The sequence below is a fragment of the Bradyrhizobium sp. Unk1 genome (assembly GCF_059512345.1).
The window spans coordinates 20,987-38,402 of the sequence record NZ_JCAMOP010000052.1 but is presented as its reverse complement, the minus strand read 5'-3'; the positions used below and the strand labels follow the sequence as shown (position 1 = coordinate 38,402).

The 17,416-nt window shown below is 65.1% G+C and carries 18 protein-coding genes; 8 read left to right on the top strand and 10 right to left on the bottom strand.

The genetic code is table 11. The annotated features are described in order from the left end of the window. Positions 1 to 94: 94 nt before the first annotated feature. Positions 95 to 883 carry a cobalamin-binding protein gene (locus AC5ZFO_RS40940; RefSeq protein ID WP_282522395.1) on the top strand — a complete coding sequence of 263 codons (789 nt, stop codon included), beginning with the start codon at positions 95 to 97 and terminating at the stop codon, positions 881 to 883. Between the two features lie 117 nt (positions 884 to 1,000). Here the strand turns inward: AC5ZFO_RS40940 and kynU are convergent, their stop codons facing one another. From kynU to AC5ZFO_RS40915, 5 genes are all read right to left on the bottom strand, one after another. After that, entirely contained in the window at positions 1,001 to 2,203 is a 1,203-nt protein-coding gene (gene kynU, locus AC5ZFO_RS40935; RefSeq protein WP_282522394.1) for a kynureninase, read from the bottom strand. Between the two features lie 7 nt (positions 2,204 to 2,210). Next, a complete protein-coding gene (kynA, locus tag AC5ZFO_RS40930; protein WP_282522393.1) occupies positions 2,211 to 3,050 on the bottom strand; it encodes a tryptophan 2,3-dioxygenase in 840 nt (279 codons plus the stop codon). 34 nt (positions 3,051 to 3,084) lie between these two features. Continuing rightward, positions 3,085 to 3,894 (bottom strand): hormone-sensitive lipase, encoded by an 810-nt coding sequence (locus tag AC5ZFO_RS40925; protein ID WP_496123634.1) that lies wholly within the window; start codon positions 3,892 to 3,894, stop codon positions 3,085 to 3,087. Positions 3,895 to 4,169: 275 nt separating this feature from the next. Next, positions 4,170 to 5,447, bottom strand: a complete 1,278-nt coding sequence (locus AC5ZFO_RS40920; RefSeq protein ID WP_282522392.1) for an ArgE/DapE family deacylase — start codon at positions 5,445 to 5,447, stop codon at positions 4,170 to 4,172. A 52-nt stretch (positions 5,448 to 5,499) separates the two neighbouring features. Continuing rightward, a complete protein-coding gene (locus AC5ZFO_RS40915) occupies positions 5,500 to 6,225 on the bottom strand; it encodes a pyridoxamine 5'-phosphate oxidase family protein (protein ID WP_282522391.1) in 726 nt (241 codons plus the stop codon). 75 nt (positions 6,226 to 6,300) lie between these two features. Between AC5ZFO_RS40915 and pdxR the strand changes: the two genes are divergently transcribed. Next, positions 6,301 to 7,767 (top strand): MocR-like pyridoxine biosynthesis transcription factor PdxR, encoded by a 1,467-nt coding sequence (gene pdxR / locus AC5ZFO_RS40910; protein WP_496123628.1) that lies wholly within the window; start codon positions 6,301 to 6,303, stop codon positions 7,765 to 7,767. An 83-nt stretch (positions 7,768 to 7,850) separates the two neighbouring features. Then, positions 7,851 to 8,096 carry a DUF6719 family protein gene (locus tag AC5ZFO_RS40905; RefSeq protein ID WP_282522389.1) on the top strand — a complete coding sequence of 82 codons (246 nt, stop codon included), beginning with the start codon at positions 7,851 to 7,853 and terminating at the stop codon, positions 8,094 to 8,096. 3 nt (positions 8,097 to 8,099) lie between these two features. On the opposite strand, the gene AC5ZFO_RS40900 is transcribed toward AC5ZFO_RS40905, so the two are convergent. Together AC5ZFO_RS40900 and AC5ZFO_RS40895 are read right to left on the bottom strand one after the other, a co-directional pair. Continuing rightward, entirely contained in the window at positions 8,100 to 8,465 is a 366-nt protein-coding gene (locus AC5ZFO_RS40900) for a hypothetical protein (protein ID WP_028147797.1), read from the bottom strand. 59 nt (positions 8,466 to 8,524) lie between these two features. Further along, the gene (locus AC5ZFO_RS40895) at positions 8,525 to 8,689 is read right to left on the bottom strand and encodes a hypothetical protein (RefSeq protein WP_166096179.1); all 165 of its coding nucleotides are present in this window, start codon (positions 8,687 to 8,689) and stop codon (positions 8,525 to 8,527) included. A gap of 415 nt (positions 8,690 to 9,104) precedes the next feature. Between AC5ZFO_RS40895 and AC5ZFO_RS40890 the strand changes: the two genes are divergently transcribed. After that, on the top strand, positions 9,105 to 9,302 hold the full coding sequence (locus AC5ZFO_RS40890; protein WP_282522388.1) for a hypothetical protein: 198 nt from the start codon (positions 9,105 to 9,107) through the stop codon (positions 9,300 to 9,302). 59 nt (positions 9,303 to 9,361) lie between these two features. On the opposite strand, the gene AC5ZFO_RS40885 is transcribed toward AC5ZFO_RS40890, so the two are convergent. Continuing rightward, positions 9,362 to 9,910, bottom strand: a complete 549-nt coding sequence (locus AC5ZFO_RS40885) for a CreA family protein (RefSeq protein ID WP_282522387.1) — start codon at positions 9,908 to 9,910, stop codon at positions 9,362 to 9,364. 208 nt (positions 9,911 to 10,118) lie between these two features. Between AC5ZFO_RS40885 and AC5ZFO_RS40880 the strand changes: the two genes are divergently transcribed. The 4 genes from AC5ZFO_RS40880 (at position 10,119) to AC5ZFO_RS40865 (ending at position 14,131) form a co-directional block, all read left to right on the top strand. Continuing rightward, positions 10,119 to 11,720: a L,D-transpeptidase gene (locus AC5ZFO_RS40880; protein WP_282522386.1), complete on the top strand. Its 1,602-nt coding sequence runs from the start codon at positions 10,119 to 10,121 to the stop codon at positions 11,718 to 11,720. A gap of 110 nt (positions 11,721 to 11,830) precedes the next feature. Then, a complete protein-coding gene (locus AC5ZFO_RS40875; protein ID WP_282522385.1) occupies positions 11,831 to 12,397 on the top strand; it encodes a glutathione peroxidase in 567 nt (188 codons plus the stop codon). A 165-nt stretch (positions 12,398 to 12,562) separates the two neighbouring features. Continuing rightward, positions 12,563 to 13,576: a polysaccharide deacetylase family protein gene (locus AC5ZFO_RS40870; protein ID WP_282522384.1), complete on the top strand. Its 1,014-nt coding sequence runs from the start codon at positions 12,563 to 12,565 to the stop codon at positions 13,574 to 13,576. Positions 13,577 to 13,579: 3 nt separating this feature from the next. Beyond that, positions 13,580 to 14,131, top strand: a complete 552-nt coding sequence (locus AC5ZFO_RS40865) for a dihydrofolate reductase family protein (protein ID WP_282522383.1) — start codon at positions 13,580 to 13,582, stop codon at positions 14,129 to 14,131. A gap of 25 nt (positions 14,132 to 14,156) precedes the next feature. Here the strand turns inward: AC5ZFO_RS40865 and AC5ZFO_RS40860 are convergent, their stop codons facing one another. Both AC5ZFO_RS40860 and AC5ZFO_RS40855 read right to left on the bottom strand, forming a co-directional pair. Then, positions 14,157 to 14,609 (bottom strand): DoxX family protein, encoded by a 453-nt coding sequence (locus AC5ZFO_RS40860; protein ID WP_282522382.1) that lies wholly within the window; start codon positions 14,607 to 14,609, stop codon positions 14,157 to 14,159. Positions 14,610 to 14,912: 303 nt separating this feature from the next. Then, a complete protein-coding gene (locus AC5ZFO_RS40855; RefSeq protein ID WP_282522381.1) occupies positions 14,913 to 17,222 on the bottom strand; it encodes an NADP-dependent malic enzyme in 2,310 nt (769 codons plus the stop codon). Between the last annotated feature and the right edge of the window lie 194 nt (positions 17,223 to 17,416).

Below are 17,416 nucleotides of genomic sequence, written 5' to 3'. Positions count from 1 at the left end.
TCTCAGCGTGAATTGCTTCGGGCGGCAAAGCAATGACGTCCGAGGTAATGGCCCTGCTGACATCGGTGACGGCATTTGCGCATATGCTAATCCCATGCGCCACTTCCCGCCCCGCCGCATCGTCTGCCTGACCGAAGAGACGGTCGAAACGCTGTACCTGCTCGGCCAGCAGGACCGCATCGTCGGCGTCTCCGGCTACGCCGTCCGCCCGCCCCAGGTACGGCGGGAGAAGCCACGGGTGTCGGCCTTCGTCTCCGCGGACATCCCGAAGATCCTGGCGCTGGAACCGGAGCTGGTGCTGGCCTTCTCCGACCTCCAGGCCGGCATCGTCGCCGACCTCGTGCGCGCGGGCGTCGACGTCCATGTTTTCAATCAGCGCGACATTGCCGGGATCCTGGCAATGATCCGCACGCTCGGCGCGCTGGTCGGCGCGGCTGAGCCCGCCGAGGTACTCGCTCACGGGCTTGAACGGCGCCTCGCAGAGATAGCGGAAACACCTCGCCCCTCGGCGCGGCCAAAGGTCTATTTCGAGGAATGGGACGATCCGTTGATCTCCGGCATCGGCTGGGTGTCCGAGTTGATCGAGATCGCCGGCGGTGAGGATGTGTTTCCGGAGCTGCGACAGCGGCAGGCGGCAAAGGATCGCATCGTCTCGGCGGAGGCGGTGCGCGAGGCATTGCCCGACGTGATCCTCGCCTCCTGGTGCGGCAAGAAGGTGGTGTCTGCCCGGATCAAGCAGCGCGATGGCTGGAGCGAAATTCCGGCCGTGCGCGACGACCGCATCGTCGAGATCAAGTCGCCGATCATCTTGCAGCCGGGGCCGGCGGCGCTGACGGATGGGCTCGATGCGATCGTGACGGCGTTGTGGGAGACGGGCTCCTGATCCCTCCGCCGTCATTGCGAGCGAAGCGAGGCAATCCAGAGTGCCTCTGCAGAGGGATTCTGGATTGCTTCGTCGCAAGAGCTCCTCGCAATGACGGCTGAGGCAGCGCTCGCACCCTCACGTCACCGCATTCACCACCTGATATTCCGGACGGCGCCACACCTCGCCTGCAATCACCTCCTCAATGATCTCGGCTGCTCGCATGATCTCGCTCTCCCCAATGTAGAGCGGTGTAATCCCGAACCTCATGATGTCAGGCGCGCGGAAATCGCCGATGAGGCCGCGGGCGATCAGGGCCTGCATGGCGGCGTAGCCGCCGTCGAACGCGAAGGAGACTTGTGAGCCACGGCGCTCGTGCGCGCGCGGGGTGACGAGCTTGAGCTCCGGGCAGCGGCGTTCGACCTCGGCGATCAGGAGATCGCCGAGTGCCAGCGAACGGGCGCGCACCTCCGCGATATCGACCCTGTCCCAGATGTCGAGCGAGGCCTCCAGCGCCGCCATTGCGAGCACCGGCGGGGTGCCGACGCGCATGCGCTCGACGCCGCCGGCCGCCGCGTAGCCAAGCTCGAACGCAAACGGTTTTGCGTGGCCCATCCACCCCGACAGCGCGGCGCGCACGCCGTCGGCGTGGCGCGGCGCGACGTAGAGGAAGGCCGGCGCCCCGGGGCCGGCGTTGATGTATTTGTAGGTGCAGCCGGCGGCGAAATCGGCGCCGCAGCCAGCGAGATCGACAGGCAGCGCTCCAGCCGAATGCGCGAGGTCCCAGACGGTGACGATGCCGAGCGCATGCGCCTTTGCGGTCAGCGTCGCCATGTCGTGGCGCCGTCCGGTGCGATAGTCGACCTCGGTGATGTAGAGGACCGCAATCTCCTCCGACAACGCGACCTCGATCTCCTCCGGCGCCACCAGGCGCAATTGATGGCCGCGGCCGAGCGTCGCAATCAGCCCCTCGGCCATGTAGAGATCGGTCGGAAAGTTTCCGGTGTCTGATAGCACGACCTTGCGCGATGCGTTCATGTCGAGCGCGGCGGCGAGTGCCTGGTAGACCTTGAGCGAGAGCGTATCGCCGACCATCACGGAGCCGGTCTCCGCACCGACCAATCGCGCGATGCGATCGCCGACGCGGCGCGGCTGGACGTACCAGCCCGCACTGTTCCAGGCGCGGATCAGCTCGTTGCCCCACTCGGTCGTGATGACGTGGCTGACGCGCTCGGCGACGCCCAGCGGCAGCGCGCCGAGCGAATTGCCGTCGAGATAGATCACGCCGTCAGGCAAATGGAACAAGGCCCTGGTGTCGTCATAGACGCGAAGCTTGGTCATGGGATCTCTACAGAACCGTGCGGACGCGCCAGAGCTCGGGGAACAGCTCGACCTCCAGCATGCGCTTGAGATAGCTGACACCGCCGGTGCCGCCGGTGCCGCGCTTGAAGCCGATGACGCGCTCGACCGTCGTGACATGGTTGAAGCGCCAGCGCCGGAAGTAGTCCTCGAAGTCGACCAGCTTCTCGGCAAGTTCGTAGAGCATCCAATGCGTTTCCGGCGCTTCGTAGACGATCCGCCAGGCCTGGAGCACGCCCTCGTTGAAGCTATGGGTCTCGCGAACGTCGCGCGCCAGCACGGACGCGGGCATCTTGAGCCCGTTGCGGTCGGCGAGCCGCAGCACCTCGTCGTACAGGCTCGGCGTGGCAAGCTCGCCTTCGAGCAGCCTGGTCGTTTCCACATCGTGCGCATGCGGCTTGAGCATGGCGTGGTTGCGGTTGCCGACCAGAAATTCGATCAGCCGGTACTGACGCGACTGGAAGCCCGAGGACTGGCCAAGCTGCGAACGGAAGCGCGTATACTCGCTGGGCGTCATGGTGCGCAGTACGTCCCAGGCACCGTTGAGCTGCTCGAAGATGCGCGACATCCGCGCCAGCATCTTCATCGCGGGCTGCACTTCGTCCCTGGCGATGGCGCGGCGCGCGGCGCTGAGCTCGTGGATGGCAAGCCGCATCCACAGCTCCGTGGTCTGATGCTGGATGATGAACAGCATCTCGTCATGGGCTTCCGAGAGCGGATGCTGCGCGCCGAGGATCGCATCCAGCGCCAGATAGTCGCCGTAGGACATACGCCGGGCGAAATCGGTCTCGGCGCCTTCGCTCGTGGGATCGTAATCGCTGGACGTCATGGCAGGCCCTTTCGATCGATCGATCCTCGCCGCGTCAGTCGAGGCCGATCAGCCGCGCGGTGATCGGGGACGACGGATCCTTCAGTCCGTCGATCACCGTAAAATGGTTGAGCCCGGGATCGACGACCAGGCGCGTCGGCACGTCGAAGCCGGTCCAGACATTGGCGATCAGATCGGACTGACGCATGAATTCGGGCCGCTCGCCGCCGCCGACCCAGGCCGTGACCGGCGAATGTCCCCGCGGCAGGTGCAGCGCCGCGCTTTCAAGCGTCGCCTCCTCCATGGTCATGCGCAGCGTGTCGTTCATCTTCGTGTTGAGCAGCGGACGCAGATCATGCAAGCCGCTGATCGAGAGCGTGCCGGCGATCCGGTTGTAGACGGCCGGCTCGAGCCGGCCGTCGTTGCACAGCATGCGCGTGACGAGATGGCCGCCCGCGGAATGGCCGGCAAGCCGGATCGGGCCGGAGACGAGCGAGGCCGCCTTGGTGATCGCGGCGGTGATCTCTGCGGTGATGTCGGAGATGCGCGCGGCCGGCGTCAGCGTGTAGCTCGGCAGCGCCACCGTCCAGCCGTGATGCCGCGCGCCTTCGGCCAGATCGGTCCAGGTCGACTTGTCGAAGCGCATCCAGTAGCCGCCGTGCACGAAGACGACGAGGCCCTTGCTGTCGCCGTCGGGCAGGATCAGGTCGAGACGCTGGCGCTCGCCCGGGCCGTAGGCGACGTCCGCGCGGAAGTCCTTCAGGCCGGCGCGGTAAGCCGCCGCCCGCTCCGCCCATTGGGCCGGCATCTTGTCCGAGCCCGGGATATGGGCCGAATTGGCATAAGCATCATCCCAATCGCGCATCGTGACACCCAAGGATTCGGCCATCGAACTGGGCGCCAGTCTGCCACCAGTCAGGACGGCGTCCTAGTCTTTCTTTTAAGCTTAAAGCATTTGGACGCGCCCGTGTTTCGGGCAGCGGTCGCCCCAGCCGAGATGCCGTGGGGTGGGCAAAGCGACTTGTCCGCCGTAGCTCGAAGAGCAAAGGCGGAAGCGTGCCCACCCTTTCGTGCAAGATCGAAGAGAGATGGTGGGCACGGCGCAAGAGCGCCTTTGCCCACCCTACGAGATCTCGACCGCTACGCCTTCTCCACCCCGCACCAATCCGCGATGAACAAGGCCATCGCCTTGGTCGACTTCTTCAGCGACTCCAGGTCGACGAACTCATTGAAGCCGTGCATCTCGCCGCCGCTCGCGCCGAAGCAGAGGCTCGGGATACCGTGATTGAGGCCGTAGAAGCGGGTGTCGGTCAGCGCGGTGAAGACGAGGTCTTCGATTTCGCCGCCATAGACGGTGTTGAAGGCCTTGCCGAACGCGGCCTCGGGCTCCGCGGCGTCGGTCAGTTCATACCCCTCCGACAGGAAGCCCGACCAATCGACCTCCGGCGGATTGTTGGCGAGGAAGCGGTGGTTGCGCGCGGCAGCCGCAACGCAGGCCATGATCTCCTTCTGGTGATCGGCGATCGACCAACCCGGCAGGACGGCGATACGGCAATCGACGTCGCACCAGGCCGGCACACTGGAGGCCCAGTCGCCGCCCTTGATGATGCCGGGGTTGAAGTTGATGGGATGGTTCAGCGTGTTGAAGTGCCGATCGGCTTTCGCGCGCTCGTTCCACTCGATCTCGAGCTTTTGCAGCGCCTGGATCAAATGATAGGCCGCCATGATGGCGTTGGCGCCGGAGCCGGCGAAGGCAACGTGGGTCGGATGGCCCTTCACGCGCAGGCGAAACCAGATCACGCCGACCTGCGAGCGCACCATCTTGCCGCCGGTCGGCTCCGGGATGAAGCAGGCGTCGGCACGATAGCCGCGCTGCAATGTCGAGAGCGCGCCGACGCCGGTGCTCTCCTCCTCGATCACAGACTGGAAGTGGATCCGCGCCGTCGGCCTGAACCCCGCCGCCTTGATCGCATCCAGCGCGTAGAGTGCGCCGATCGTGCCCGACTTCATGTCGCAGGCGCCGCGGCCGAACATCTTGCCGTCCTTGATGACGGGCGAGAATGGCGGCGTGTCCCATAGCTCCAGCGGCCCCGCGGGCACCACGTCGCAGTGCCCCTGGAGGATCAGCGATTTGCCGTCATTCGTTTGCGGACGGTAGGTGCCAACCACCGTGCGCGCCTTGGAGAAATCATGCTCGATCGGGCCGAAGCCGCGCAGATCCTTGAGCTCATCGACATTGATGTGCCAGTCGTCGACCTCGTAGCCGCGCGCGCGCAGGAGGTCGCCGATCATGTCCTGGCACGGCCCCTCCGCCCCGCGGGTCGAAGGGATCGCGACGAAATCGCTTGTGGTCGCAAGCTGGGCTTCGAAGCCGGCATCGACGGCGTCAAGAATCCTCTGCTGCGTGTCGGCATTCATCAGGCTACTCCGGGCATCCAATTGGTCAACGGTGCGCGCAAGCTAGCCGATTTCAGTCGTTCGGGTACTCCACAAAATAAGCATCCCGCAATGCATCTTCGAGCAGCCGGCCTTCCGAATAGCCATTCAGCGTCACAGGCCGGGTTACACCATCCAGCAGGCGCGGGCACGGCTCCGGCGCGCCCAAGACGGTGCGCACGGGGATGCGCTCGGCATAGATCGGCAATTCGTAGTCCTCGTCGTCGTCAGCCACACCCTTGGCGCGGACTTTGGCCGAGGCCTCCTCGATCTCCATTGCGATGAAGGACGTCGCCTTGATCTCCTGCGCGCTGCTCTGACGCAGGCTCGCGGTGCGATCCGGGAAGAAGCGATCGACCATGGCGATCACGGCCCGCTCCTTTTCCTCGGGGTCGGTGACGAGATAGGCGGTGCCGAAAGCCATCACCGCGCGGTAGTCGGCGGAATGGTTGAAGCCGCAGCGCGCGAGCACGAGGCTGTCGAGATGGGCGACCGTCAGGCAGACGCGCTCGCCCCCGGTCTGGTTGCGCAGCATGCGGCTGGCGCTCGAGCCGTGCCAGTACAGCTTCGTTCCCTCGCGCCAGAAGAAGGTCGGCGTGCAATAGGGCTGGCCGTCGATGACATAGGAGACGTGACAGAGCATCGAGGAATCCAGGATGCGGTGAACTATCTCGTGATCGTAGAAGCCGCGGTCGTGACGGCGCTTGACCTGGTTGCGCGCTGACGTCGGATAGGAATTCTGGCTTTCGGTCTGGCTCACGGCCGCTCCTGTCGGGCTTGGAACAATTCCAGGAGAGTTGTAGCCACGGATTTGGTCTGCGATAGTGCCAATTCCATGCGAAAAATTCCGACCAATTCGTCCGCGCCCGCCAAGGCGGAGTTGCCTCTCGACCTCACCGGCCCGCACATCACGGCGGGCGCGTCGTCGGCGCACCGGCTGTACCAGGCGTTGTGCGACATGATCGTCTCTGGCCTCGTAAAACCCGGCGAACCGCTGCCTCCGTCGCGGACGCTGGCCAAGCAGACCGGCTTCCGCCGCAACGCCGTCGTCACGGCCTATGAACGGCTGATCGCCGACGGCTTTGCCGCGGCGACCGTCGGCTCCGGCACCTTCGTCGCCACGCGGATTCCCGCACCGGCGGTCGAGCCGAAGAGAGCGAAGATCATGGTCGAGGCACCACGGCAAGGCGCGTTCGCGCTCGGCTGCACGCATATCGACGAGCGCGCCGTGCAGCGTTTTCGCGCTTTCGTCGGGCGGCGCATGCGCGCATTCGGGTCCGAGCATCTGCATTATGGCGATCCGCGCGGCAGCCGCGAGCTGCGCGCCGCGATCGCCGATCATCTGCTGTCGGCGCGTGGCCTGCGCTGCGATCCCGATCAGATCATGCTGACATCGGGCACGCTGCATGCGCTGCGCATCGTGCTGAGCGCGATCCTGAAGCCCAACGACCAGGTCTGGTGCGAGGACCCGGGTTACCCCGCCGCGCGAAAAACCATTTCGCATTGCGGTTATCGCGCCGTACCCGTTCCCGTCGACGAGCACGGGATATTTGTCGCCAAGGGCCGCACCGCCGCATCGTCCGCACGCGCGGCCTATGTGACGCCGTCGCACCAGTTTCCGCTGGGCGTGCAGATGTCGATGCCGCGACGGCTGGAGCTGCTGGATTGGGCGAGGCAGGCCGGCGCCTTCGTGCTCGAGGACGATTACGACAGCGAGTTCCGCTATGATGGCGCGCCGTTGATGTCGCTTGCCGGCATCGATCATCTCCAGCGCGTGATCTACATGGGCACGTTCGCCAAGACGCTGTTTCCGGGCCTGCGCATCGGCTATTGCGCGCTGCCCGAGCGCCTGATCGCTGACGTCACGGCCGCGCGCGCCGCGCTCGACCGCTTTCCCGGCACGCTGATGGAGGGCGCGGTGGCCGACATGCTCAATTCCGGCGCGTTCGCCGCGAACCTGAAGCGGGTGCGAAAGCTCTATCGCGAGGCGCGCGACGCGCTGGCCGAGACGCTGGAAGCGGCATCCGACGGTGCGCTGTCGGTGCCTGTGCCGTCGCAAGGGCTGCACCTCGTCGCCCGGTTCGATCCGTCGGTCAAGCTGTCGGCGGCAGAGGCCAAGAAGGCGGCAGGCGCGGAAGGCTGGCTGCTGGCCGACACCTATTCGCGCGCGCGTCCCCTGCCCGGGTTCGTGCTGGGATTTTCCGGCCACGCGGTTCCGCAACTCGTGGCCTCCGCCGAACGGCTCGCGCTGGAGTCGCGCAGCGCCCTGCGCGCGAGGAGCAAATCGGCCCGGCGGGCGTGACGAACGTTCACTATGAGAAACGTTCGCTATGAGAATCGCCTGCCGCTCCCTACATTGCGGCATCGATGCTGGGACCTCACATCATGCTGCTGCGCCGCGCGACCTGCCTCTCGCTGCTGATCTCGGTCGCCCTCGCGACGGCAGCGCATGCCGTCACTGTCGGACGTGAACAGGACATCACCGATCTCAAGCTCGGCCAGCGGGTGCAAGTGGATGATGGAACCTGCCCCGCCGGGCAGGTCAAGGAAGTGCGCGGCGCGAGAATGACCGACAAGGGTGTGGCGCGAACCACCGCCTGCGTGCCTCGCTACGGTCCGAAATCGAAGTGATGATTACGACTTCGCCGGGTCGAACATGCACTGCAAGGTCGGTTTGGCGATCTTGGTGAAGGTTGAGCCGATCTCGCCCTGCTTGGACGCGGGAACCCAATCAGTCTCGATCGTCGGCACGCCGGTCTCGCTGATGCCGCGCAACAGCGCCTCGCGCAGATCGCGGTCCTCGACGGCCGCAGCGGCGTGATCATGCAGGCAGCCGCAGACCTCCTCGGGGTGCTCCCAGCGCCCGAGCATCCGCGGCGCACACTGACGCACGAACTCGCTGCGGGGATCCGGTAGTCTGGAGGGAGCGCGCACCTGCGCATGCGCAGCGCTGATCGTCAGAAGCGAAACAAACGCTGCGGCGCAGAATCGGACAATCATGATGGCCTTTATCGGCTGGTTTTTCTTGTGATTTTCTTGCTATTTTTCTTGGCTGTCGATCAGAAACGCGCTGCGACCACGATCGGCTGCGGCGCCGTGGTGGTGACCGGCGAGCCGCTGTACTGGAAGGTGCCGACACCCGGGAGATTGCCGTCCGGCGCCCCCGCGAACGAAGAGCCGGCGAGCACGAAAGCGAAGGCAAGGATGAAGCTGAGCGTGCGCATTTCTCGTGTCCCAATTCCGTGGCCGGCGGTGAGCCGTCGTCGTTGCGAAGCTGATAACCATGCGTCGTTTCGCGCGTGATGCGCCAAAAGCGGAAAATGGTTTCGTCATTGTGAGAATTGTTTCGTCGCGCCCCAGGCGACGAAACATTCAGCGGAAAATCCCAGTCTTTTCAGAGGGGCCGCGCCGCGTCTGAAAGTGGCCTTGCAGGCTCTGCTCGCGCTTGGAAGCAGACCGACGCTGCGCGCCGCCACACGCGCGCCTTCCGCACTTCACATGCATTTTACGTTTTTCTGCTGAAGAAAAGCCCGAACGAGGGCTGGGTTCCGTCGAACCGGGGGCGATTCGACCGCGACCCAAGCCATCGAAACCGAGAAGCCCGGAACCACCGGGCGCGTTCAGTTGAGGGATGCCATCATGACGGCGCAAGATCGCGCAACGCCGCGCGACGCGGACCTGCGGACGGACCGTGCCGACCAGCAACCCAGTCGCGTCGCTTCGATCGGGGCAATGTCGCTGCAGTCGGGCCGCGGCCACGAGGCCGCGCCACAAGCATTCGTGCGGCTGACCGGCTCGCATCTCGCAAAGCCGCGCCAGCCGCACTCTCGTCACTGAGTGAACGCGAGCGCGTCACTGAGTGAACGCACCCGCATTACTGAGTGAACGCAAGAGCGTCACTGAGTGAAGAACTCGCCGCACTTCTGGACGTTTGCGTCAGCCGGTCCCCACGGCATGACCGGCACCGTGGAGGTCGAGTTCTTCGGCGAGCCCTCGATCAGCCGGTCCGAATAGACCATGTAAACCAGCACATTGCGCTTGGCGTCACAGCCGCGCACGATCTGCATCTTCTTGAAGAACAGCGAGCGGCGCTGGCGGAACATGTCGTCGCCCTGCTCCATCTTGGTCTTGAACTTGATCGGACCGACCTGGCGGCAGGCCAGCGAGATATCCGAGACCTCCTCGGCAAGGCCGAGCCAGCCCTTGAAGCCGCCCTTCTCAGGCACCGTGAAATGACAGGCCACGCCCTCGACTTCGGGGTCGTCGAGGCCGTAGGTCGCGAGCTTGTCATTCGGGCTCATCCATTTGAACACGGTCGAGCGGCGGAAGATCAGATCCGGCTCGTCGGCGGCGATTGCAGAGCTCGCTGGGGCAGCCAGCAACAGGAGGAATAAAGCGAGGCCTTTCAAGCGGATGCTGGAAAGATCGGGGAAACGAGATGACATGAAGTTCTCCGGTAGCAAGTCCCGGCAATGTAGGCATGCGACAGCCGGTCAGGAAGACGACCGGCAGCCGTCGCAGCCGCCGTTTACCGCTCCGTGAGGCTTTTTTGCTACGTCATGGACAAAAGTCGCTGGCGGCAGAACTGCCGTGCTAGTGAACGCGTATCCCCTCTGCGAGACTAATTTCTGAGTTGGATTGTGGATTCGAGGAATGAATAGCGTGAACGGGGCCAGTTTTTCTGCCAGGCCGGTCCGGCTGTGGCAGGTCGCCATTTTGACGGCGGCCGGTGCGATTGGCTGGACCAGCCAGGCGGACGCGGCGTTTTACTACTGGAGCGATTACTCCGACGGGTCCTATGCCGCCCGACAGGAGCGCTATCCCGACATTCCCCGGCAGAAGCCTCAGAAGCGCAGTACGGCCGGCAAGAAAGCGGTCGTCGCCGAGAAGGAAGCCGGCACCAAGCCGCAAGGTCCGCTCGTGATCGTCGTGTCGATCGATCGGCAGAAGGTGACGGTCTACGACACCCACGGCGTGTTCGCGGAATCCCCGGTGTCGACAGGCATGAAGGGCCACTCGACGCCGATGGGCGTGTTCAGCGTGATCCAGAAGCACAAATTCCACCAGTCCAACATCTATAGCGGCGCGCCGATGCCGTACATGCAGCGGATCACCTGGTCCGGCATCGCCATGCATGCCGGCGTGCTGCCGGGCTATCCGGCCTCGCACGGTTGCATTCGCATGCCGATGGCGTTCGCGGTGAAGATGTGGAACTGGACAAGGATGGGCGCGCGCGTGATCGTCTCGCCCGGCCAGATGTCGCCGCAAAGTTTCTCGCATCCCCTGCTCGCCTCGGTGCGCGTGCCGCCGCAGCCCGCCGTCAGCCTGGAGCCCCAGACCAATGTCGGCGACAAGGCCGACAAGGGCGCCGCATCAACCAACGTCAGCGAAGCAAAACCCGTCGAGACGAAGACCGCCAGCGCGGAGAGCGCGCTCGAGCTGCGTTCGTCGGTCGGCCATACCGTGATGTCGGATGTGACCACCGGCAATGCACCGGTGCGCGCGGAAGCAGCCGCTCCAGCCGACAAGGTTGAGGCCAAGTCTGAAAAGACCGCCGAGGCATCTGACCCGGTCAAGCCGCAGTCGGAAGAAGCCGCCAAGCCCGCAAGCACCGACGCAAAGCCCGTCGAGGCCGCAGAAGCGCCCAAGGCTGACGCCGCCGAGCCCGCGAAGAAACCCGATGCGCCCGCTACCGCACCGGCGCTCACCGCCTCGCCGGACGCCAAGAAGGACGAGACCCGCGTCGCCGATCCTGCGCCTGCCGCGAAGCAGGAGACGCCCAAACGCGCCGGCCAGATCGCGGTGTTCATCAGCCGCAAGGATTCCAAGCTCTACGTGCGGCAGAACTTTGCGCCGCTGTTCGAGGTTCCCGTCACGATCGCTGCGAGCGACCGGCCGCTCGGCACGCACGTCTTCACCGCCGAGGTCGACAAGACCGACACCAACGCGCTGCATTGGTCGGTGGTGTCGCTGCCGGTCTCCGCCCGCGCCGCCGCGCGCGAAGATGACAGCCGCGTGACACTCCGCCAGCGCGGCGCCGCCGTGATCCCCGTCGCCGCCAAGCCCGTTACAGCCAAGCCCGTGGTCATGCCGGACACCCCGGCCGAGGCACTCGACCGTATCTCGATCCCGGCGGACACCATGGCGAAGATTAACGAGATGCTGACATCGGGCGGCTCGATCATCGTCTCCGACCAGGGCATCAACCAGGGCGAGACCGGCGAAGGCACTGACTTCATCGTCCGCCTGTACTAGAGCGCTTTCGAGCGAAGTGGCGCCTTGCCGCGTCCGATAACGCGGTGTTGACCAGGCGCGTCGCGCCGACGCAGTAAAGTGCGTCCCGGATCACGTCGGGGGACGTTGCCATGCTGAACCGCAGGACCATGCTCGCCGCGCTTGTCGCGACGACCGCCTCTGCTGGACGCAGCCGCGCCGATGGCGGCATGAGCCGGATTTCGGCCTATGCCTTCTCCTTCCCTGCATTATCCGGCGACGACATCCGCCTTGCCGCGTTCACGGGCAAGCCACTGCTGGTGGTCAACACCGCGTCGCTCTGCGGCTACACTCCGCAATATGCCGGCCTGCAGGAGATCTGGAGCGAGTTTCGCGAGCGCGGGCTCACCGTGATCGGCGTGCCCTCCAACGATTTCGGCGGCCAGGAGCCCGGCGGCACCAGCGAGATCACGGAGACCGCGCACCACCAATACGGCGTTACCTTCCCGATCGCGGCCAAGGCCGTGGTGGTCGGCGCCAAGGCGCATCCGTTCTACAAATGGGCGGCCGAGGCGCGCCCCCGCGACGTTCCGCGCTGGAACTTCCACAAATACTTGATCGGGCGCGACGGCTACATTGCCGAGGTGTTTCCGTCTGCGGTCGATCCGACGGACACGCGGGTCAAGACGGCAATTGCGAAGGCGCTGGCCGACAGCTGACACCCGCAGCCCGCATCCGGTTGGGCACAATTGTGGCGGGGTGCCAAACAGCCGTTGCAATGACGAGGGCCCACCATCTAGGCTAGGACTATCAAGGGGCAGGATGGTTTTGCCAGAGGCGAAAAGCTGCGGCGGAACAACGGGATCAATCTCGAGGACAACACCATGCGTGTGGCGGCAGGACTGATTTTGGCAAGCGCGATGTCGGTTGCGATGGCGGGCGCAGCGTGGTCGCAGACCCCGGCCGCAAAGCCCGCAGCCGCCACCCAAGCGGCACCGGCTGCAGCCCCCGCCGCAGCACCGGCGCCCGCTCCCGCGGCGGCAGCCGCTGCGCCGACGCAAGCGGCTTTCCCGCCCCCGCCGAAACAGGCGCCCCAGCCCGCTCGCGCGGCCTGCAACACGCCCGGCGCGCTCGGGGTCGCCCGCACCGTCGAGATCGACACCACGGGTGGTCCGGGCTTCGGCTTCGAGCATTTCAAGGAGCTCGACTTCCTGCGCGACAAGGAGGTCGTGCTGACCTTCGACGACGGCCCCTGGCCAAAGAACACGCCCGCGGTGTTGAAGGCGCTCGCCGACGAATGCACCACCGGCATCTTCTTCTCGATCGGCAAGCACGCGACCTATGAGCCGGAGATCCTGAAGCAGGTCTATGCGGCCGGCCACACCGTCGGCGCCCACACCTGGTCGCACGCCAACCTCAACAACAAGAAGCTCACGGAAGCGCAGCGCAAGGAAGAGATCGAGAAGGGATTCTCGGCGGTGAAATGGGCGCTCGGCGGCATCTCGCCCTCGCCGTTCTTCCGCTTCCCGGCGCTCCAGCATCCGCCGGAGATGGTCACCTATCTCGGCAACCGCAACGTCGCGATCTTCTCCTGCGATATCGATTCCTTCGACTTCAAGGCCTCGAAGCCCGAGAAGGTGATCGAGACCGTCATGAAGAAGCTCGACGCCAAAGGCAAGGGCATCATCCTGATGCACGATTTCCAGAAGCACACGGCGGAAGCCCTGCCCGAGCTGCTCAAGCGCCTGAAGGCCGGCGGCTACAAGGTGGTGGCGATGCGCGCCAAATTCCCGGCCTCGACGCTGCCCGAATACGACCAGGAGCTGCTCAAGGACGTCAAGCTGCCGACGGTGAGCAACCGGCCCGTCAACAGCGTCGTGACGACCGTTTCAGAATAGACATTGTCTTTCCGGTTCGAAGGCTACGTCATCGTCTCAGCGGACGGCATGCTTGCCGACGCGAGTCATGTCATGCCTGACAGCCTGAAGTTCGAAGGCGACAAGCTGTTCTTCGAGCAGGCGCTCGATCGGGCCGCGCTGATCGTGCACGGCCGGCGCTCGCACGAGCAGCAGCCGAACTCGCCCAAGCGCAAGCGCCTGATCCTGACCCGCAAGATCAAGGCGCTCACCGTCGATCCCGAAATGCCGAACGCGACGCTGTGGAATCCGGATCACGCGAGCGTCGAAGAGGCCTGCGCCTTCGCCGACGTCGCCTCCGGCACCGTTGCGATCATCGGCGGCCCGGTCGTGTTCGACATGTTCATGGAACGCTATGACACCTTCTGGCTCTCGGAAGCCCCGCACCTGCGGCTGCCCGGCGGCGAAGGCTGCTTTGTCGGCGTGCCGGAGCGGACGCCGCATGAGGTGCTGGCGTCACACGGGATGAAACCGGGCGCGCCATACATGCTCGACGCAGCGCATGACGTCACGGTTACGCCGTGGCGTAGAACGTAGGGCGGGCTGGGATCAGCGCGAAGCCCTACACGTCCCCGTAGGCCGTCTCGGCCGAGCGCGTAGCGCGGCCATAGCCCATGATCATGAACAGCGCGCCGATGATCGAGAGATTCTTCAGCGCGTCGACCACCATCTTGGCGTTGTCGGGCGCGGCCTGATTCCAGAAATCGGAGAACAGGACGGTCGAGACCGCGATGTAGACGATCATGAGCAATGCGAAAAAGCGCGCGCCGAAATTCAATGCGATCATCAGGCCTGCAATGATCTCGAGCCCGCCGACCGCGATTGCCAGAAGCTGCGGCGTAGTCATGGCGGTCGCCGTCTCGATCTGCTTGGCATAGGGCTCGATCATGTCAGGCACCACCACCTTGGTGGCGATGAAATCGGCCGTCGCCTGGATGGCAAAGAGCTTGGTCGCGCCCGTGTAGATGAACAGCACGGCGAACAGGATTCGCCCGAAAGTCACGAACGCTGGCATGGTCGGCCTCTTGGCTCAGGCTTTTTGAAATCGGCGTCTTGACGAGGGTACCGGGCGATTATGAAGAGTCGTGCGCCGGTTTACAAACGGGGAAATGGCGAACTGCGAGCAATTCAAAGTTGGCGACGCGGGCGGTGCAGTGGCGCTCCCTGGCGAAATCGAACCGGCCGGAACGAATTCGACCACCAGTCTCTCGGCGTCATGGCCGGGCTCGACCCGGCCATCCACGATTTGCTCCGCGGTATGAAGATCGTGGATGCGCGGGACAAGCCCGGGCATGACGAGTTCGCGGAACGTCGATCCCTACGTAAACAACGTCGGCTGCTGCCGCGAAGCGCGCTCCTGCGCTTCCACGACCGCAACTGCCGTCATGTTGAGGATGCCGCGCGCCGTCACCGACGGCGTGAGGATATGCGCCGGGCGCGCCGGGCCGATCAGGATCGGGCCGACGGGGAGCGCATCCGCCAGCGACTTGATCATCTGATAGGCGACGTTGGCGGTGTCGAGGCTCGGCATGATCATGATGTTGGCCTCGCCCTCGAGCTTGGAGTGCGGCAGCACCATCTTTCGCGCAGCGGCGGAGAGCGCGGTGTCGCCCTGCATCTCACCGTCGGCCTCGATCTCCGGATGCTTCTCCTTCAACAGCTGGGTCGCCCGGCGCATCTTGCGCGAGGACTCGGTATCGTAGCTGCCGAAATCCGAGTGCGAGACGAAGGCGATCTTCGGCTTGATGTTGAAGCGCTGGACGTGGACCGCCGCCAGCGAGGCAATCTCGGCGAGCTCCTCGGCGCTCGGATTGGGCCGAACTTGCGTATCGGCGATGAAGAAGGCGCCCTTGCTGGTGATCAGCAGCGCCAGTGCCGCATAGTCGATGATCCCCGCGGAGAAGCCGATGATCTCGCGGACATGGCGCAAATGGTGCATGTAGCGGCCTTCGACGCCGCAAAGCATGGCATCCGCCTCGCCGCGCGTGACCGCGAGCGCAGCGATCACCGTGTTGTTGGTGCGCACCACCGTGCGCGCCGCATCCGGCGTCACGCCGCGGCGGCCGGCGACCTCGACATAGGACTGCACATAAGAACGATAGCGCGGATCGTCCTCGGGATTGACGAGGTCGAAATCCTTGCCTGCCTTGATCGACAAGCCGAAGCGCTTGATGCGCGCCTCGACGACCGACGGACGCCCGACCAGGATCGGCGTCGCCAGCTTCTCCTCCAGCACCACTTGCGTGGCGCGCAGCACGCGCTCGTCCTCGCCTTCGGCGTAGATCACGCGCACCGGCTGGGTCTTGGCCTTGGCGAACATCGGCTTCATGACGAGGCCGGAGCGGAAGGCAAAGCGCTCGAGCAGCGCGGTGTATTCGTCGAAGTTGGTGATGGGGCGCGTTGCGACGCCCGACTCCATCGCCGCCTTGGCGACGGCGGGCGCGATGCGCAGAATCAACCTGGGATCAAAGGGGCTCGGGATCAGCGAGCCCGGGCCGAAGCCCTGCGTTTCGCCGGTGTCAAAGCCTTGCGCGACCGCATCCGACGGCGCCTCGCGCGCGAGCTGGGCGATGGCCTCGACGGCGGCGTGCTTCATCTCCTCGTTGATGGCGCTGGCGCCGACGTCGAGCGCGCCGCGGAAGATGAAGGGGAAGCAGAGGACGTTGTTGACCTGGTTCGGATAGTCGGAGCGGCCGGTGCAGATCATGGCGTCGGGGCGCACCTTCCGCGCCTCCTCCGGCATGATCTCCGGAGTCGGATTGGCGAGCGCCATGATCAGGGGCTTGTCGCCCATCGCCTTGGCCATCTCCGGCTTGAGCACGCCGGGTGCCGACAGCCCGATGAAGATGTCGGCGCCGCCGATGACGTCGCCCAGCGTGCGCTTGTCGGTCTTCTGGGCGTAGACTGCCTTCCAGCGGTCCATCGTGGTGTTGCGGCCTTCATGCACGAGGCCGTCGATGTCGCAGACCCAGATGTTCTTGCGCTGCGCGCCCATCGACACCAGCAGGTTCAGCGTCGCGATCGCGGCGGCCCCTGCCCCCGACGCCACGATCTTGACGTCGGACAGCTTCTTGCCGTTCAGCCTGAGACCATTGGTGATGGCGGCGGCGACGATGATCGCGGTGCCGTGCTGGTCGTCATGGAAGACCGGGATCTTCATGCGCTCCTTCAGCTGCGCCTCGATCTCGAAGCATTCCGGTCCGCGGATGTCCTCGAGATTGATGCCGCCGAAGGTCGGCTCGAGCGCCGCCACGGTCTCGACCACGCGCTCAATGGTGTCGGCGGCGATCTCGATGTCGAACACGTCGATACCGGCGAACTTCTTGAACAGGACGGCCTTGCCTTCCATCACCGGCTTGGAGGCCAGCGGGCCGATATTGCCGAGGCCGAGCACCGCGGTGCCGTTCGAGACCACCGCGACCAGATTGGCGCGGGTGGTGAGCGTTGCGGCCTCCGCCGGGTTCTTGGCGATCTCGGTACAGGCGGCGGCAACGCCCGGAGAATAGGCAAGCGCGAGGTCGCGCTGGTTGGCGAGCGGCTTGCTCGCCTGGATCTCGAGCTTTCCGGGGCGCGGCAGACGGTGATAGGCCAGCGCCGCCTGGTGGAGATCATCAGAATAGGATGACATGCGGTCTCTTGCCTCGCGTTACCGGCCTCAAAATGCCTCATCCGGAGCCGCCGTCCAAGCCGACGGTTATTTCCGGGTCGTGGAAACGGGATGAAGCACGGCGGGCGCCCCGGTGGCAACATCCGATTGCGGCCCCATCAACAGGGCGCATGGTCAAATATCTGATAGCGCTAGCTTTCCCTGGACCGCGCGGC

Bases quoted from the DNA above. Each gene is read 5' to 3' on its own strand.
- AC5ZFO_RS40855 (WP_282522381.1), bottom strand. From the start codon at position 17,222: ATGTCATCCTATTCTGATGATCTCCACCAGGCGGCGCTGGCCTATCAC.
- AC5ZFO_RS40890 (WP_282522388.1), top strand. From the start codon at position 9,105: ATGACGGCGCAAGATCGCGCAACGCCGCGCGACGCGGACCTGCGGACG.
- kynU (WP_282522394.1), bottom strand. From the start codon at position 2,203: ATGACCAAGCTTCGCGTCTATGACGACACCAGGGCCTTGTTCCATTTG.
- AC5ZFO_RS40885 (WP_282522387.1), bottom strand. From the start codon at position 9,910: ATGTCATCTCGTTTCCCCGATCTTTCCAGCATCCGCTTGAAAGGCCTC.
- AC5ZFO_RS40920 (WP_282522392.1), bottom strand. From the start codon at position 5,447: ATGAATGCCGACACGCAGCAGAGGATTCTTGACGCCGTCGATGCCGGC.
- AC5ZFO_RS40895 (WP_166096179.1), bottom strand. From the start codon at position 8,689: ATGCGCACGCTCAGCTTCATCCTTGCCTTCGCTTTCGTGCTCGCCGGC.
- AC5ZFO_RS40875 (WP_282522385.1), top strand. From the start codon at position 11,831: ATGCTGAACCGCAGGACCATGCTCGCCGCGCTTGTCGCGACGACCGCC.
- AC5ZFO_RS40905 (WP_282522389.1), top strand. From the start codon at position 7,851: ATGCTGCTGCGCCGCGCGACCTGCCTCTCGCTGCTGATCTCGGTCGCC.
- AC5ZFO_RS40880 (WP_282522386.1), top strand. From the start codon at position 10,119: ATGAATAGCGTGAACGGGGCCAGTTTTTCTGCCAGGCCGGTCCGGCTG.
- AC5ZFO_RS40940 (WP_282522395.1), top strand. From the start codon at position 95: ATGCGCCACTTCCCGCCCCGCCGCATCGTCTGCCTGACCGAAGAGACG.
- AC5ZFO_RS40900 (WP_028147797.1), bottom strand. From the start codon at position 8,465: ATGATTGTCCGATTCTGCGCCGCAGCGTTTGTTTCGCTTCTGACGATC.
- AC5ZFO_RS40870 (WP_282522384.1), top strand. From the start codon at position 12,563: ATGCGTGTGGCGGCAGGACTGATTTTGGCAAGCGCGATGTCGGTTGCG.
- AC5ZFO_RS40860 (WP_282522382.1), bottom strand. From the start codon at position 14,609: ATGCCAGCGTTCGTGACTTTCGGGCGAATCCTGTTCGCCGTGCTGTTC.
- kynA (WP_282522393.1), bottom strand. From the start codon at position 3,050: ATGACGTCCAGCGATTACGATCCCACGAGCGAAGGCGCCGAGACCGAT.
- pdxR (WP_496123628.1), top strand. From the start codon at position 6,301: ATGCGAAAAATTCCGACCAATTCGTCCGCGCCCGCCAAGGCGGAGTTG.
- AC5ZFO_RS40925 (WP_496123634.1), bottom strand. From the start codon at position 3,894: ATGCGCGATTGGGATGATGCTTATGCCAATTCGGCCCATATCCCGGGC.